Genomic DNA, 15,885 nt, shown 5'->3' with positions numbered 1-15,885 from the left:
CGTTTAGAGCAAGAACGCATTGCTGAAGAACAAGCAGAAGCTGAGCGTGTAGAGCAAGAGAAAGCTGCTCAAGCCGCTGCTGAAAAACCAAAGAAAGAAGGTTTCTTCGCACGCCTTAAAAAAGGTCTATTAAAAACTCGCGTTAATATTGGTTCAGGCTTTGCGTCTATTTTTAGTGGTAAGAAAATTGACGATGAGTTATTTGAAGAACTAGAAACACAATTACTAACAGCCGATTTAGGTGTTGATACAACAATGAAGTTGATTGATAACCTAACCGATGCCGCTGATCGTAAGCAATTAAAAGATGGTGATGCTTTATATGAGTTAATGAAGCAAGAAATGGCTAGTATGCTTAAAACCGCCGAGCAGCCGCTGGTTGTAAGTGGTGATAAAAAGCCATTTGTTATCTTAATGGTGGGTGTAAATGGTGTAGGTAAAACCACCACGATTGGTAAATTAGCTAAGCAGTTCCAAAACGAAGGTAAGTCAGTAATGCTTGCTGCGGGTGATACGTTCCGCGCTGCAGCGGTTGAGCAGTTACAAGTATGGGGTGAGCGTAATAGCATCCCAGTGATTGCTCAGCATACAGGTGCAGACAGTGCGTCAGTGGTATTTGATGCATTTCAGGCTGCAAAGGCTCGTAATGTTGATGTGTTAATCGCCGATACAGCAGGTCGCTTGCAAAATAAAGATAACCTAATGCAAGAGCTTGAAAAAATTGCCCGTGTAATGAAGAAAATTGACCCAGATGCGCCACATGAAGTTATGCTAACTATTGATGCAGGTACAGGTCAAAACGCAATTAGCCAAGTTAAATTATTTAATGAGTGTGTTGGTTTAACGGGCATTACTTTATCTAAACTAGATGGTACCGCCAAAGGTGGTGTGATTTTCGCCGTTGCAGATAAATTTAATATCCCAATTCGTTACATTGGTGTTGGTGAAGGTATTGATGATTTACGTACCTTTAATAGTAGTGACTTTATTGATGCACTATTTAGCCAAGACGAGGATGACGCATAATTAACTAAAGGGAGCTTGCTCCCTTTTTCGCTGCAAGATGATTGATAACTAAAATGATAAATTTTCAGCAAGTCAGTAAAACATATCCAGGTGGCCATCGTGCCCTTGAAAAAGTCAGCTTTCATATTAAGCCTGGCGAACTGGCCTTTTTAACCGGGCACAGTGGGGCAGGTAAAAGTACACTATTGAAGCTTATCAGCTTGATGGAGCGTCCATCAGCCGGGCAGGTGCTTATTAATGGTGTTGATTTAAATGCTGTTAAATCACGCCAGATCCCTTATGTGCGCCGCGATATTGGTATCATCTTTCAGAATCACCGCTTACTAGAACGTTACTCAGTGTTTGATAATGTTGCCTTACCTTTAATCATTGAAGGTACGCACCATAAGCAAATAGCTAAACGTGTTCACGGTGCGCTTGATAAAGTAGGGTTACTTGATAAAGCTAAGTGTAATCCAGCAACCTTATCAGGTGGTGAGCAGCAGCGTGTAGGTATTGCTCGCGCTATTGTCAATTCACCGCCAATCCTATTAGCCGATGAGCCAACTGGTAACTTAGACCCTGAACTTTCGATGGACATTTTACGTTTATTCGAAGACTTTAATAATCATGGTACAACCGTGCTGATTGCAACCCATGATATTGGTTTAATTGCGCGTATGCGTTATCGCAGCCTAACACTGAAAGATGGCCGTATGATTGACGATCCGTTAGCTGAGGGGGCACTATGAGTTTATTGTTTAAAAGCCGCAACAGCCAAAACGAACGTCAGAAGAAGTCATTTTTAGCAGCGCCTTATTTCTTCTTTATTAATCTTATTCGCCAAGGTGTGCACAGCCTCGGTGAAATGTGGCGAACGCCTTTAGCCTCATTGATGACCATTGCGGTATTGGGATTAAGCTTAACACTGCCAGCGACGCTTTATTTAGTGGTTAAAAATGTCTCGCAAGTGAGCAGTGGCTTTGAAGATGCCGCAGAGATCTCGTTGTTCGTAAAAGAAACTATGAGCGAACAGCAAACGCAAACCTTGGTTAAGCGTTTAGCACTCTACCCTGAAGTAGATAAAGTGGAGTTTATATCAAAAGGCGATGCCCTCACTGAATTTAAACAAGTATCAGGATTTGGCCAAGCACTTGAATATTTAGATGCGAACCCGTTACCTGATGTTGTTATTGTTACGCCGACAGCACGATACCGTCAGCCAAATACGGCAAAACAATTACTGCAAAAACTTGAAGGCGAAAGAGAAGTTGATTTTGGTAAACTCGATATTGCTTGGCTTGAGCGATTAAATGCACTTTTAAGTTTATTAAAAGAAAGCGTGATCACCATTGCTCTACTATTATTAACCTCCGTCACCCTGATCATTGGTAATACTATCCGCTTATCAATCATGGATAAGAAAGACGAAATTCAAGTTATGAAGTTAGTTGGGGCGACAAACACCTTTATTCATGCGCCATTTTTATGGACAGGGATTTGGTACGGTATTATTGGCGGTTTGTTCTCTTTTATTTGTGTTGCGTTAATGATGTGGTGGCTTGGTGCTGCTGTAAGTGATGTTGCGGGTGTTTATGAAACCAGCTTTGACTTGATTGGTTTAACACTCACAGAGTTTGGCATTTTAGTCGCTCTTGCAACAGGCTTAGGATTTGTTGGTTCATACTTATCAGTTAACCGCTACATAAAAGAAATTGAACCCGATAAAGTGTAACAATTCATTGTTACACTGCTCTTTTAGCGATAAATAGTAGTCGCTGTTAATTTATCAAAATATCACTCCAAGCTAGAATTCATCGCTTATTCAGCGTGTTAGCGTAGACTAAAAATAGATGCAAAAACCACTTGATTTGAACTTTAAAAAAGTTTTTAATTGAAGTTAGCACTCTCGCTTAAAGAGTGCTAAGATGGTTTCAAATGTTTATCACTGAGGTGAAAAATGAGTAAAGATTTATACGCAATGGCACTTACTGCAGGTCAACAGAGCGCAAGTATGGACGGCTACCTTCAAGCGGTTAGCACTATTCCTATGCTTGATGCAGAGAAAGAAAAGCAGTTGGCGACACGTCTTCAGGAAGAAGGTGATCTTGAAGCTGCGAAGCAACTCATTATGTCGCATCTACGCTTTGTTGCTCATATTGCGAAAAGCTATTCAGGTTATGGCTTACCGCAAGCTGATTTAATTCAGGAAGGTAACATCGGTCTGATGAAAGCGGTAAAACGTTTCGACCCAAGTGTAGGTGTTCGCTTAGTTTCATTCGCAGTACACTGGATCAAAGCTGAAATTCATGAATACGTACTGAAAAACTGGCGTATCGTGAAAGTTGCAACTACAAAAGCGCAACGTAAATTATTCTTCAACCTGCGTAAAAACAAAAAACGTTTAGGTTGGTTTAACCAAGCTGAGGTTAGCACAGTTGCTAATGAGCTAGGTGTAAGTGAAAAAGAAGTACGTGAGATGGAATCACGTATGAGTGGCCAAGATATGGGCTTTGACTTAACGGGCGACGACAATGACGACGCACCGACAAGCACATACTCGCCAGTACAGTATTTAACAGATGGCAGTGCTGACCTTGCTGATGATATCGAAGAGCAGCAATGGCAAGAACAGTCTCATGCACGTTTATTCAGCGCCTTAAAAACCCTTGATGAACGTTCTCAAGACATCGTAAGTGCACGTTGGTTAGCTGACGATAAAGCAACATTACAAGAGCTTGCTGAGAAATATAACGTTTCAGCAGAGCGTGTTCGTCAGCTAGAAAAAACAGCGATGAAAAAACTGCAATCAGCGATGAGCTAATAGCAATCGCTATAGCAAACCATCTTTAGTAGACTACAAAGCCTCGCAAATGCGGGGCTTTTTGTTTTAAAAGGACGCGGTATGTCACAGATTGATTATCAACATGTATTAGATGAAATCACAAAAGAAGTTCAACCATTACTGAGCCAAGGTAAGGTTGCTGATTATATTCCTGCGCTTGCAGAGGTTGAGCCAAACCAGTTTGCCATTGCTATTCATACAGTAGATGGGCAAACCTATTGCGCGGGTGATTGTAGTGCGCGTTTTACAATTCAATCTGTTTCGAAAGTAATGACCTTAACTTTAGCACTTCAGCGTTATGGTGATGAGCTGTGGCAACGAGTCGGTAAAGAGCCTTCAGGCACCGCTTTTAACTCACTTACACAGCTTGAGTTTGAACAGGGCATACCACGCAACCCATTTATTAATGCCGGCGCGATTGTCACCTGTGACGCGTTATATAGCCGTTTATCTGCGCCAATGCACTCTATGCTTGAGTCATTTCGTCAGTTATCAGGAAATGCTCAGGTTGTTATTGATAAGAAAGTGGCAAATTCTGAATATGAGTTTCGTCATCGCAACGCCGCGATGGGGCATCTAATGAAGTCATTCGGCAACTTTAATAATGAAGTTGATGATGTGTTATGGGCTTACTTTAACTTCTGTGCCATAGAGTTAAACTGCGTAGAATTAGCAAAAGCTTACAATTACTTAGCAAACCAAGGTAAAGATGCCAATGGCCAAGAAGTACTCAGTGCAAGGCAAAATAAGCAGTTAAACTCGTTACTGTTTACCAGTGGTTTATACGATGCTGCTGGGGATTTTGGCTACCGTGTTGGTATGCCGGGTAAGTCTGGGGTGTCGGGTACTATTTTAGCTGTATTACCAAATCAATTTACTGTGGCTGTGTGGGCGCCAAGACTTAACTCGTATGGTAACTCAGTAGCTGGGATAGCGGCTCTTGAGCGTTTATCCCAGAAACTGGATATTTCGATTTTTTAGTCGCGCTTACTGATCCCAGTAAACTTGCTCTAAACAATCTTCACGTTCAGGTAAGCCACGAGATAAACGTGGCGAGTGCTGAACAAGTACTTCATAACTTGCACGGTTAGCGTATTTACTAATTTGTGCAAGCGATGAGTAGGTCATAGCAGGCTGCTGATGCTTCGCTGAGTTTGCCACATTAAGTTTGTGGTAAACGTTTGCTGATAAGTCATGTAGTACCGCGGCCAGAGCACAATCGCCTGCGCCATTGGTATTTTTAATACTATCTGGGCCGCCCATAAACGGTGCTGTGTGGCTGTAAGCACGAATTGGGTTTTGGCAGTCGTCTTTACGCATTGCGCGCGAAAATTCATAACGGTTAAAGTCAGCAATCGCGCCTGGTAATAACGGGTATTCTGTTTCACGCTTGAATGAGTCGTCTACGTAACCGGCCATAAACAAGCCTTTTTCGCCAGCCGTGCAAATAACTAAATCAGTCCAATCTAGCGCTTTGTCGGCTGCCAGAAGCGGATCTTCAAAGCCAGTAATCGCAAGACCTTCCTCTTCGTTCATAGCAAGAATATCAACATGCTCTTTTACAAAGTCAGCCCACCAAGCAGGGTCTTGTTCAATTAGAAACTTAGTGCCAAGGGTTAAAACCACAGGGACACCTGCATCATTGGCATATTTCACTGCCTGCATGGTCGCTTCTGTCATGGTTTCATCACCTTGAGTACGCATTAGGTATGCGCTGATCACCAGTGCTGATGAATTCTCAATAAGTGCCTGATCGATTGATTCAGGGCGCAGGTGATTCATAAGCCCCGCGCTGATTGCGAAGGTACGCTCACCGGTCTCGTCAATTAAGGTAAAACAACGACCAATAGGGCCATCTACAGGCTGAAGGTAGTCAAGGTCAACGCGGCTAGAGGTGTTACATAAAAAACGGTATGCATAGCTGCCGATTTTGATATTTTCACTCATTACCCCTAACAGTACTGATCGGTCGTCAGCTAGGGTAGAGTAGTTGTGCATGGTGTTACCTACCGTACCACCGGCAAACTCATAATCGATCATATTGTCGAGTTTTAGTCTGTCGTATAGCGCGTTGGTAATATCGTTATCGATCACTTGCGACATGCCACGGCGCAATTGAAATTCATCTAGGAAAGCTTGATCAACTTTCGCTTCAATATCTACCACAATTTGGTCGATACCCGTAATATAACTACGTTGTAGTCGGTCGGTTGAGTTAAGTTGATTCGTCAGTGGATCTTTGGCTTCCACCGGAAAATAATGTTTATGCCTGCGGCGTCCAGGAAATTTCATTTGCTACCCGTGTTGTAAGCTAAATAAAAAAAGCGCGAGATTATAGCGCAATATGGGTCCATTGAGCCATGAAAAAGCCACTAAATTTTGCGTTAATTTTTAAGTGTAGCAGTATTTATTGCCGACATTTTTCACTAACTAGGTATAATTACTCACAGTTTTACAAGATTTGTGTGATATATGAGCGAACAATTTAGCGACCAATATTGGATGGAAAAAGCATTAAACTACGCTAATGAAGCGGCTGCTATTAATGAAATTCCGGTTGGTGCTGTGCTGGTAAAAGACAATCAACTGATCTCCTATGGTTATAACCGCTCAATTATCGATAACGACCCATCCGCTCATGCTGAAATGATGGCAATCCGCGAAGCAGGTAAAGTACTTAATAACTACCGATTAATCGATTGCACCTTGTATGTTACGTTAGAACCTTGTTCTATGTGCGCAGGTCTGTTGGTACATAGCCGTATTAAGCGATTGGTATTTGGTGCTAAAGATGCCAAAACGGGATCGGCAGGATCAATTATGAATCTGCTGCAAGAACCTAGGCTTAATCATCAAGTTGAAGTAACCGGTGATGTTATGAGTGAGCAGTGTGGGGCGGTAATTTCAGCGTTTTTTAAGCGTCGTAGAGAAGAGAAAAAGGCGGCAAAGCAGGCTGCTCGCAACGCCTAGTTATACAACCGGCGTTGCAGGAACTTGTGCTTCCATTAACTGCATCGCAAATAAGCGGCGACGCCAAATAACTTTTTTGTGTGTATTACGTAGCATGATACGACGGCGGGTCGCCGTTGAGTAAATAACATTACGCTTGAACTTATGTGTCGTGCGTCTTCTTTTTAACATGAGTGCTCCTTAAGTGAGAGTAAAGCATTATATTGATCTCTACAGGAAGATAATGATCATTTGATGACAAGTAAACAGATTTCGGTGCTTGAAGTTAGTTGTTTTCTAATTCTTGCTGCTCCGAGTTGGTTTGTTGCGTGTTGTCATTTGGCTTTGGTTCGCTCGCTTGCGCTTCAGGTTGAGCTTCTTCAGTGCTTTGTTCTTCTTCGCTTGGGTTAGCAATCGCATCATTTTCATCAAGCCAAACCAGTGCGTCGTAATAGCGACGGATATTATCAACGTACTTTACTGCAACATCGCCACGGGCATAACCATATTTGGTTTTTCGATAGTAACGCTTTTTAATTAAAAGCGGTAAGCGCTTTTTAACATCAGCCCACTTATCGGGGCTTGCACCTTCTTGCTCGGTAATAATACGTGCGTCGTTGACGTGTCCCCAGCCAACATTGTAAGAGGCTAAGGCAAACCAGGTTCTGTCGGGCTGCGGAATGCGTTCAGGGATCCAAGAAATCACTTTGGCAAGATACTGCGCACCGCCTTTAATATTTTGCTCAGGCTCTAGTCGATTTGTTACGCCGACCTGTTTTGCTGTTGCTTGGGTTAGCATCATTATGCCACGTACACCGGTTGGTGACTTAGCCCTTGGGTTCCACATTGATTCTTGATAACTCAAAGCTGCCAGTAATCGCCAGTCTATGTTACCTGCGTATTGCTCAAACCAAGGTTGGTATTTAGGTAAGGTGTCTTTTATTGCTTCGATATAAGCAAGGGTATTCACATAGTTAAACTGACGAACATGGCCGAAGTATTTTTCTTCTAACACATAAAGCTGGTTGCTTTTCTTAACGTCGCCAAAAAATGGCACCATCAAGGCATATAAAGAGTCGTCACCATCTTTTCTTAGTAACCAAGCGATAGGGTCGTTACGGGTAACCGAAAAGCCGATACTCAAATTTGGGTGATAGCGGCGAAACAGCGATAAGGTGTGTGAATCTGCTAGGGTGTAATCAATTTCACCGTCTATAACTGCTTGCAGAAGCTCTTCTTCATCCATATCTTCTGTTTCGTTCCAGCTAAGTTCAGGATGCAGTTGTTTTAATTGTTGTAGTGCTAACGAGTGGCTGCTTTTGGCTAAAACAGTGAGATTACCGGTTAAATCCTCAAACTCTCGAGGGCGAGTACGGCCTTGTTTGTAAACTAATTTTTGGCTAATTGTGCGATAGGTTGGGCCAAATCGATAATGCTCTGCCCGAATCGTATTATAGGTAAGACCTGAAGCTATAATATCTAAATCGCCACTTTCTAAGCGTGCAAACATATCGGATAGATTAAAAAAAGGCACCATCTCGAGCTCTACACCAACATAGTCAGCAAACTCTTGGGCAAGCTCATATTCAAAGCCTTGCACACCTTGTGGAGCCTGATAGTAGTTACTCGCGCCAGCTAATGTGCCTACTCTAATTTTGTTCTGTGCCTTGATATGAGCAAGTTGCGACGGTTGCTGTTGCATATCACACGCACATAACATGAGCACTAAACTAAAAATAGCGAGTAACTTTTGCATAGATTATAAATGCCCCTTAAACCATTACCTTAGTGTTATAACAAAACTTCTAAGCCACGTCACTTGGCGAATAGTTTTAGTTATCTATTTAAAAATTAATAACTATAACAAGGCAGCTGGTAGATAAGTCATACAGAACAAGTACCTGCAGAGAAATAAAGACGACTAAGATAGTTAATTGTTGCAACCATAAAAGCGGTTATGAAGATTATTTAAATAAAAGCGTAATTTTGAGTTAAATCTAGACGTTATTTGCACTATAATATGCGCCTAAAATATCGTTCAATCCCTAACCCCGGATGAAAATACCTATGTTGATCCTTCGTGGTGCACCAGCACTTTCCGATTTTAGAGTTCAGAAAATTTTAGCGCGTTGCCAACAGGCACAACTTCCAGTCACTGACGTTTATGCTGAGTTCATGCATTTTGCTGATCTTACAGCCGAGCTTTCAGCTGATGAGCAAACCAAGCTGGAAAAACTGCTTACTTATGGTCCAACAATTGCCGAGCATACCCCTGCTGGCACGTTAATTCTTGTAACGCCGCGTCCAGGTACTATCTCGCCTTGGGCATCAAAAGCAACTGACATCGCACATAACTGTGGCTTAAGCCAAGTTCACCGTGTTGAGCGTGGTATTGCATACTACGTAGAAGGTAATTTATCAGCTCAGCAAACAGCTGAAGTTGCAGCGTTATTACATGACCGTATGACTGAAGCAACGCACGCGGATATGGCTGATGCAGCTAAATTATTCCGTCATGATGAACCGCGTCCAATGTCATCAGTTGACATTTTAGGTGGTGGCCGTGAAGCGCTTGCTAAAGCAAACGTTGAGCAAGGTTTTGCGCTTGCAGATGACGAAATTGATTACTTGGTAGAAAACTTCCAAAAGTTAGGGCGTAACCCGAACGACATCGAATTATTCATGTTCGCGCAAGCAAACTCTGAGCATTGTCGTCACAAAATCTTTAACGCCGATTGGACAATTGATGGCATCGAACAGCCAAAATCATTGTTCAAAATGATCAAAAACACTTACGAGCAAAACCCTGAAAACGTGTTATCTGCATATAAAGATAACGCTGCGGTAATGAAGGGTTCTGTAGCGGGTCGTTTCTTCCCGAATAGTGAAGGCGAGTACGCATACCATCAAGAGAACATCGAAATCTTGATGAAAGTTGAAACGCACAACCACCCAACAGCGATTGCGCCATTCTCAGGTGCATCAACAGGTTCTGGTGGTGAAATTCGTGATGAAGGTGCAACAGGCCGCGGCTCTAAACCTAAAGCTGGTTTAGTTGGCTTCACTGTATCTAACCTACGTATTCCTGGCTACGAGCAGCCATGGGAAACAGACTTTGGTAAGCCTGGTCGTATCGTTAATGCACTTGATATCATGACTGAAGGTCCATTAGGTGGCGCGGCATTCAATAACGAATTTGGTCGTCCTAACTTACTTGGTTACTTCCGTACATACGAAGAGAAAGTATCAAGCCATAACGGTGAAGAAGTACGTGGTTACCACAAGCCAATCATGCTTGCAGGTGGTTTAGGTAACATTCGTTCTGAACATGTTCAAAAAGGTGAAATCCCTGTAGGTGCTAAGCTAATTGCACTAGGTGGTCCGGCAATGAACATCGGTCTTGGTGGTGGTGCTGCCTCTAGTATGACATCAGGTCAATCAAACGAAGACTTAGACTTTGCATCTGTTCAGCGTGAAAACCCAGAAATGGAACGCCGTTGTCAGGAAGTTATCGACAAATGTTGGCAGTTAGGTGATGCAAACCCAATCGCTTTCATCCACGATGTGGGTGCAGGTGGTCTTTCAAACGCATTCCCTGAGCTTGTAGACGACGGTGGTCGTGGTGGTAAATTCCAACTTCGTGATATTCCAAACGATGAGCCGGGTATGGCACCACACGAAATTTGGTGTAACGAATCTCAAGAGCGTTACGTATTAGCTGTTGCAGCAGAAGACTTCGCGCGCTTTGAAGCAATCTGTAAACGTGAGCGTGCAGAATACGCTGTTATTGGTGAAGCAACAGAAGAGCGTCACTTAACGGTTGAAGATAGCCACTTTGGTAACAACCCTGTTGATCTACCGCTTGATGTTTTACTTGGTAAAGCACCAAAAATGCACCGCGAAGTTGAGTCTAAAAAAGCACAATCACAACCATTAGACGTTGCAAACATTGATGCTGCAGATGCTGCACAACGTTTATTACGCCTACCAACGATTGCTGAAAAAACATTCTTAATCACCATTGGTGACCGCACGGTAACGGGTTTAGTTGCTCGTGACCAAATGGTAGGTCCTTGGCAGGTGCCAGTAGCAAACTGTGCGGTAACAGCCGCTGCGTTTGATACTTACCACGGTGAAGCAATGTCACTAGGTGAACGTACACCAGCTGCACTGTTAAACTATGGAGCTTCTGCTCGTTTAGCTGTGGCTGAGTCATTAACGAACATCGCGTGTGCTAACATCGGTGGCCTTGAAAATATCAAGCTATCTGCAAACTGGATGGCCGCAGCTGGTCACCCTGGCGAAGATGCAGGTCTTTACGAAGCTGTTAAAGCGGTAGGTGAAGAGCTTTGTCCAGCACTTGGTTTAACAATCCCTGTGGGTAAAGACTCAATGTCGATGAAAACTCAATGGGATGAAAACGGTGAGCAAAAATCGGTTACTGCGCCATTATCACTAATCATCACTGCCTTTGGTCGTGTTGAAGATGTGCGTAAAACAGTAACGCCACAGCTACGCACTGATAAAGGTGAGTCATCACTATTATTAGTTGATTTAGGTGCGGGTCAAAACCGTATGGGTGCATCAAGCCTTGCACAGGTTTATAAGCAATTAGGTGATGTAACACCTGATGTTGATAGCCCTGAGTTATTAAAAGGTTTCTATGAAGCAATGCAAGCGCTTGTTGCTGATAACAAGTTACTTGCCTACCATGACCGTTCAGACGGTGGTTTATTCACAACTGTTGCGGAAATGGCATTTGCTGGTCACACGGGTGTTACTGTTGACCTTGCAGGCCTTACAGGTTCAGACATCGAAGCACTTTATAATGAAGAGCTAGGTGCGGTTATCCAAGTGGCTAATGCTGATTTAGATGCAGTGAAAGCCGTTCTTGCTGATCACGGCTTAGCAGCTATCAGCCATGAAATTGGTGCATTAAACGCTGATGACCGTGTGGTATTCACTCGTGGTGATGATGTGGTACTTAACCACACGCGTACTGAGCTTCGCACTATTTGGGCAGAAACAACTTACCAAATGCAAGCACGTCGCGATAACCCAGAGTGTGCTAAGCAAGAATTTGACGCTAAGTTTGACGCAAAAGACCCAGGTCTAAACGTAAAACTAAGCTTTGACTTAAACGAAGACGTTGCTGCGCCTTACATTGCAACTGGTGCGAAGCCGAAAATGGCGATTCTACGTGAGCAAGGTGTTAACTCTCATTTAGAAATGGCTGCGGCATTTAACCGCGCTGGCTTTGCAGCGGTTGACGTACACATGAGCGACATCCTTGAAGGTCGTTTAACACTTGAGCAATTTAAAGGCTTAGTGGCATGTGGTGGTTTCTCTTACGGTGACGTATTAGGCGCAGGTGAAGGCTGGGCTAAGTCAATCTTATTTAATGAGATGGCGCGTGAGCAGTTCCAAAGCTTCTTCCACCGCGAAGATACATTCAGCCTAGGTGTGTGTAATGGCTGTCAAATGCTTTCAACATTGAAAGAATTGATCCCAGGCACTGAGCACTGGCCACGTTTTGTAACCAACAAGTCAGAGCGCTTTGAAGCTCGCTTTAGCCTTGTAGAAGTGCAAGAAAACCCATCAGTATTCTTTAACGGTATGGCTGGTTCTCGTATGCCTATCGCTGTTTCTCATGGTGAAGGTCATGCTGAATTCGCTAACAGCGATGCAGTTAAAGCTGCGCTTGAGTCAGGCACTGTGGCAGTGAAGTTTGTTGATAACTACGGTAACCCAACAACGCAATACCCAGCTAACCCGAACGGCTCGCCTGAAGGTATCACAGGTATTACCTCTACTGATGGTCGTGCCACGGTTATGATGCCGCACCCAGAGCGTGTATTCCGTACTGTTGCTAACTCATGGCACCCAGATGAGTGGCGTGAAGATAGCCCATGGATGCGTATGTTCCGCAACGCACGTAAAAACGTTGGCTAAAACTTAGCTATATACCTAGCTATACAAGCTAGGTTCATACAAACCGTTTAAACTAAAAAGGCTGCACTATTAAGTGCAGCCTTTTTGTTTATAATGGTGCTAGTAAGTGTAAGTTCAAAGGCAAGGAGAGTTTTTTGAGTTTTAAGCGGGTAAGCGTAGGGTTGCTAGGTATCGTGCTAAGCATGCTGCTGTTGGCGTATCTGTTCAGGCTACCACTGACATCGTGGTACTTAACGCCTATGCTTAGTAAAAATGGCGCTGAGCTTCACTGCATTGATTGGTCATTGACCAGCCAGCTTGATTTAAATATCGAGAAATTATGCTTAACTTATCAAGGGCAGCAAATAGAGTTAGCTGGTATCCTTGCTAACAAGCAACAGGTTAGGGTTTCTCGCGCTAATCTCATCGTTAGCGACCTTGCAAATAAAAAACAACCAGAATCAGCACAGACTGAATTTAAAAAGCTCGCTTTAGTATTACCAGAGCAAAGACCGCTAATAAGCATTGAGCAGCTTGATGTAGTCTCACCATTTACCGATAGCCCTGTTAGGTTGGCAATACAAGAAAAACGCTTAAACCATTTTACGATTTCACGTGATCTTAATGCAGATGTTGAAATATCTAATTATGAAATAAAAGCCAACATCACCCTTGATGAGCAAGTAGCTAGGCGGTTCATAACATTGCCACAAAGCAGCCATTTTGGCACTCAATCGCAGGTTAAGTTTGATGGTATTACGGTTGCAATTGAAAGCACCGTCAATGCAAGTTATCAGCATGCTCTAGCGCAATGCGACCTAGGTTTTACCACCGAAGGGCAACTGAGTGCGAAGTATCAATTAAACCAACAGCATTTATATGCGGATTTATCAGCGTTACAAAATCAACTTAGCGCAAACCAAGCATGTTTAAGCATCATCAAAGACCAACAGCATCAATCATTTGTTGAAGCGCAGTTACCGCTTACTTGGCAGTTACACATTGACAAACCAGTTAGTGTAGAAGCCGAGCAGCTATCAGTCCCAATCGTAAAACTGCTAGCAACTAAAGGGCAAAGTGAAGTGACAGTCAGTAATACTACCTTTTCTTTACAGGATCCGCTCGCATCACTTAATAGCCAAGTTAGCATTGATTTTAACAGTAAAGATATTGATGAGCTTAAGCTAAATGCGCATTTGCATGAAAGTGACGTTAGCGCTGATTTTCAACTGTCACTTGATTCACTCCCTGCATTTTTAGATTTTCAGGCTGACGGTGCTCTGGTTGAGGGTATTGGGGCTAAAGGAAAGCTAAATATCGATGAGTTATTTACTAGCCCTACAGCTAAACTGAATACCAATATCAGTGCTAAAAATGCGCTAATATCAGGTGCACAGTTAGCTGATTTTAGCAGCGCGATTGACGCTGAGTATAATGCCCAGCAGCACCTCGTTGTTAAAGCCAATAGCAAGGTTAAATCATTAAATTATGATGATATTAGCGCAGTAAAAATAAGTAATGAGCTAACCCTTAGTACAGACCTCAGTGTGGGGGAATTATTTGCTGATATTGATGCCAAAACCACTGTCGCTAAATTATCAACAGCAGAGCTTAGCTTAAATAAGTTGTCTGTCGTTACAAATGCCCTCCAAAGCCGCGCCCTGCAGGCAACGCATCATGTGTTTGCAGATGGCTTTGAAGCGCTTGTTAGCCATCATATGTCTAAGGTTGCGCACCCATTTGAATTGGTGATACCTGAGCAGGCAGTAGCCAAGCTTAATCCGATAATTGCTCAGTTTGAGCCCCTTGCAACCATCACTGATGGGGTGGTTTCAGGGATTATTAAAGGTGATGTAAATCTTCAGCAAGCAGAAGGTAGTGTTCACATTAATAAACTCAGTGCGCTTTATAATGACTACCTAGCAAATGATTTTGCCGTGGATTTAGATGGGACGTTTAATTCAGGGCAGCTTAATATTGCAGCGACTAAATTTACACTCAATGAACTGCGCGCAGGTGCTGTGGTCAAAAATATGCAGGGTCAGTTGCAGGTAACGGCTAATCAGCCTTGCGCAGCTGATCTAACCGGTCAGGTTATGGGCGGCAAATTTGTGGTGAATAAATACTGCCCACTGAGTGACAACCAAACCGCGACCGTTAAGTTTGAAAATATTGATGCCAGCAAATTAGTCACCCTTGATGCCGAGTCTGGAATTAGTTTAAGCGGGCGCTTAGCGGGCACCTTACCTGTTGTTATAAGCAAACAGGGCATAGAGGTAAAGCAAGGGCAGCTAGTTAATCAAGGTGATGGTAAATTACTGATCACTAATAATGCGGGTTTTGAAGCTGTAAAAGCGCAGCAACAGGAGCTGAGTACAACGCTGAGTTTACTCGAGAATTTAGATATTAAAAAACTACGCAGCAGTGTTAACCTCAAACCTGATGGTTGGTTACATTTAGGTGTTAATTTAGAAGGTTATAATGAAGCGCAGCAGCAAGCAGTGAACTTTAATTATAACCATGAAGAGAATGTATTTACTTTACTTAGAGCGCTGCGTTTAAGTGATGAAATTACTCAAAAAGTTGAGAAAGAGTATGCAAAAAAAGGAAGCAATGATGGCTAAGTGGTTAGTAATGCTGACGGCAGTAGGCATGCTGAGTGCCTGTACTCACCGTGTTGAGGTGGCAGCAAAAGAGCCGATTACAATCAACTTAAATGTAAAAGTTGACCATGAGATCCGCGTAAAAGTGGATAAAGAACTTGATACCTTATTCAGTGATGACAGCGAATTATTCTAAGGAGCACACATGCGTAAATTACAACTTAAAAAACTAAATGTGATCACCTTGATCAGTGCTGTTTGTTTATCTTTCTCAGCTTGGGCTATCAGCCTTGATGATGCAAAGAGCCAAGGTTTGGTGGGTGAAGACAGCTCAGGCTATTTAGGTTTAGTGGTTAATAACAGCGAAGCAAAAGCGGTCGTTGATGAAATTAATGCAAAGCGTAAAGAGCAATATTTAAAACTTGCGAAAAAGAATAATCTTTCGTTAGCGCAAGTTGAAGCCCTTGCTGCGGCAAAAACTATCGAAAAAACTAAGCCGGGTCACTACATTGAAGTGAACGGTGAGTGGGTAAAAAAATAGCTCACTAAATT

Annotated in this window: 13 protein-coding genes; 10 read left to right on the top strand and 3 right to left on the bottom strand. The window is 42.9% G+C overall.

Annotated features, from left to right (window positions below; all coding sequences use genetic code 11):
* The 5 genes from ftsY to glsB form a co-directional block, all read left to right on the top strand.
* Positions 1–1,026 (top strand): signal recognition particle-docking protein FtsY (gene ftsY / locus VRK28_RS06135; protein ID WP_332393617.1); only part of this gene is annotated, 1,026 nt, incomplete at its 5' end.
* Between the two features lie 53 nt (positions 1,027–1,079).
* Positions 1,080–1,757, top strand: coding sequence for a cell division ATP-binding protein FtsE (ftsE, locus tag VRK28_RS06130; RefSeq protein ID WP_054560978.1), 678 nt, complete (start codon positions 1,080–1,082; stop codon positions 1,755–1,757).
* On the top strand, positions 1,754–2,740 hold the full coding sequence (gene ftsX / locus VRK28_RS06125; RefSeq protein WP_054551047.1) for a permease-like cell division protein FtsX: 987 nt from the start codon (positions 1,754–1,756) through the stop codon (positions 2,738–2,740). Before ftsE ends, ftsX begins: the two co-directional genes overlap by 4 nt.
* Before the next feature lie 225 nt (positions 2,741–2,965).
* Positions 2,966–3,829, top strand: a complete 864-nt coding sequence (gene rpoH, locus VRK28_RS06120) for an RNA polymerase sigma factor RpoH (RefSeq protein WP_054551048.1) — start codon at positions 2,966–2,968, stop codon at positions 3,827–3,829.
* 81 nt (positions 3,830–3,910) lie between these two features.
* On the top strand, positions 3,911–4,831 hold the full coding sequence (gene glsB, locus VRK28_RS06115; RefSeq protein WP_054560977.1) for a glutaminase B: 921 nt from the start codon (positions 3,911–3,913) through the stop codon (positions 4,829–4,831).
* 6 nt (positions 4,832–4,837) lie between these two features.
* On the opposite strand, the gene VRK28_RS06110 is transcribed toward glsB, so the two are convergent.
* Positions 4,838–6,142 carry an inosine/guanosine kinase gene (locus VRK28_RS06110; RefSeq protein WP_054560976.1) on the bottom strand — a complete coding sequence of 435 codons (1,305 nt, stop codon included), beginning with the start codon at positions 6,140–6,142 and terminating at the stop codon, positions 4,838–4,840.
* Between the two features lie 180 nt (positions 6,143–6,322).
* Here VRK28_RS06110 and tadA point away from each other — a divergent pair, with 180 nt between their 5' ends.
* The gene (tadA, locus tag VRK28_RS06105) at positions 6,323–6,820 is read left to right on the top strand and encodes a tRNA adenosine(34) deaminase TadA (protein WP_054560975.1); all 498 of its coding nucleotides are present in this window, start codon (positions 6,323–6,325) and stop codon (positions 6,818–6,820) included.
* On the opposite strand, the gene VRK28_RS06100 is transcribed toward tadA, so the two are convergent.
* Both VRK28_RS06100 and mltF read right to left on the bottom strand, forming a co-directional pair.
* Positions 6,821–6,991: a hypothetical protein gene (locus tag VRK28_RS06100; protein ID WP_165385080.1), complete on the bottom strand. Its 171-nt coding sequence runs from the start codon at positions 6,989–6,991 to the stop codon at positions 6,821–6,823. It abuts the gene before it with no gap.
* Positions 6,992–7,085: 94 nt separating this feature from the next.
* Positions 7,086–8,555, bottom strand: a complete 1,470-nt coding sequence (mltF, locus tag VRK28_RS06095) for a membrane-bound lytic murein transglycosylase MltF (RefSeq protein WP_062566442.1) — start codon at positions 8,553–8,555, stop codon at positions 7,086–7,088.
* Between the two features lie 311 nt (positions 8,556–8,866).
* On the opposite strand from mltF, the gene purL reads away from it, so the two are divergent.
* From purL to VRK28_RS06075, 4 genes are all read left to right on the top strand, one after another.
* Positions 8,867–12,751, top strand: coding sequence for a phosphoribosylformylglycinamidine synthase (gene purL / locus VRK28_RS06090; protein WP_062566441.1), 3,885 nt, complete (start codon positions 8,867–8,869; stop codon positions 12,749–12,751).
* Between the two features lie 134 nt (positions 12,752–12,885).
* Positions 12,886–15,354: an intermembrane phospholipid transport protein YdbH family protein gene (locus VRK28_RS06085; protein WP_130166220.1), complete on the top strand. Its 2,469-nt coding sequence runs from the start codon at positions 12,886–12,888 to the stop codon at positions 15,352–15,354.
* Positions 15,347–15,529 carry a YnbE family lipoprotein gene (locus VRK28_RS06080; RefSeq protein ID WP_054551055.1) on the top strand — a complete coding sequence of 61 codons (183 nt, stop codon included), beginning with the start codon at positions 15,347–15,349 and terminating at the stop codon, positions 15,527–15,529. The genes VRK28_RS06085 and VRK28_RS06080 overlap by 8 nt, the downstream gene beginning before the upstream one ends.
* A gap of 9 nt (positions 15,530–15,538) precedes the next feature.
* The gene (locus VRK28_RS06075; RefSeq protein ID WP_054551056.1) at positions 15,539–15,874 is read left to right on the top strand and encodes a YdbL family protein; all 336 of its coding nucleotides are present in this window, start codon (positions 15,539–15,541) and stop codon (positions 15,872–15,874) included.
* The last annotated feature ends 11 nt before the right edge of the window (positions 15,875–15,885 follow it).

This window comes from Pseudoalteromonas sp. P80D2 (assembly GCF_036680945.1).
GTDB lineage: Bacteria > Pseudomonadota > Gammaproteobacteria > Enterobacterales > Alteromonadaceae > Pseudoalteromonas > Pseudoalteromonas shioyasakiensis.
This window is presented reverse-complemented; position numbering and strand designations above follow the sequence as displayed.

Bases quoted from the DNA above. Each gene is read 5' to 3' on its own strand.
- ftsE (WP_054560978.1), top strand. From the start codon at position 1,080: ATGATAAATTTTCAGCAAGTCAGTAAAACATATCCAGGTGGCCATCGT.
- ftsX (WP_054551047.1), top strand. From the start codon at position 1,754: ATGAGTTTATTGTTTAAAAGCCGCAACAGCCAAAACGAACGTCAGAAG.
- rpoH (WP_054551048.1), top strand. From the start codon at position 2,966: ATGAGTAAAGATTTATACGCAATGGCACTTACTGCAGGTCAACAGAGC.
- glsB (WP_054560977.1), top strand. From the start codon at position 3,911: ATGTCACAGATTGATTATCAACATGTATTAGATGAAATCACAAAAGAA.
- VRK28_RS06110 (WP_054560976.1), bottom strand. From the start codon at position 6,142: ATGAAATTTCCTGGACGCCGCAGGCATAAACATTATTTTCCGGTGGAA.
- tadA (WP_054560975.1), top strand. From the start codon at position 6,323: ATGAGCGAACAATTTAGCGACCAATATTGGATGGAAAAAGCATTAAAC.
- VRK28_RS06100 (WP_165385080.1), bottom strand. From the start codon at position 6,991: ATGTTAAAAAGAAGACGCACGACACATAAGTTCAAGCGTAATGTTATT.
- mltF (WP_062566442.1), bottom strand. From the start codon at position 8,555: ATGCAAAAGTTACTCGCTATTTTTAGTTTAGTGCTCATGTTATGTGCG.
- purL (WP_062566441.1), top strand. From the start codon at position 8,867: ATGTTGATCCTTCGTGGTGCACCAGCACTTTCCGATTTTAGAGTTCAG.
- VRK28_RS06080 (WP_054551055.1), top strand. From the start codon at position 15,347: ATGGCTAAGTGGTTAGTAATGCTGACGGCAGTAGGCATGCTGAGTGCC.
- VRK28_RS06075 (WP_054551056.1), top strand. From the start codon at position 15,539: ATGCGTAAATTACAACTTAAAAAACTAAATGTGATCACCTTGATCAGT.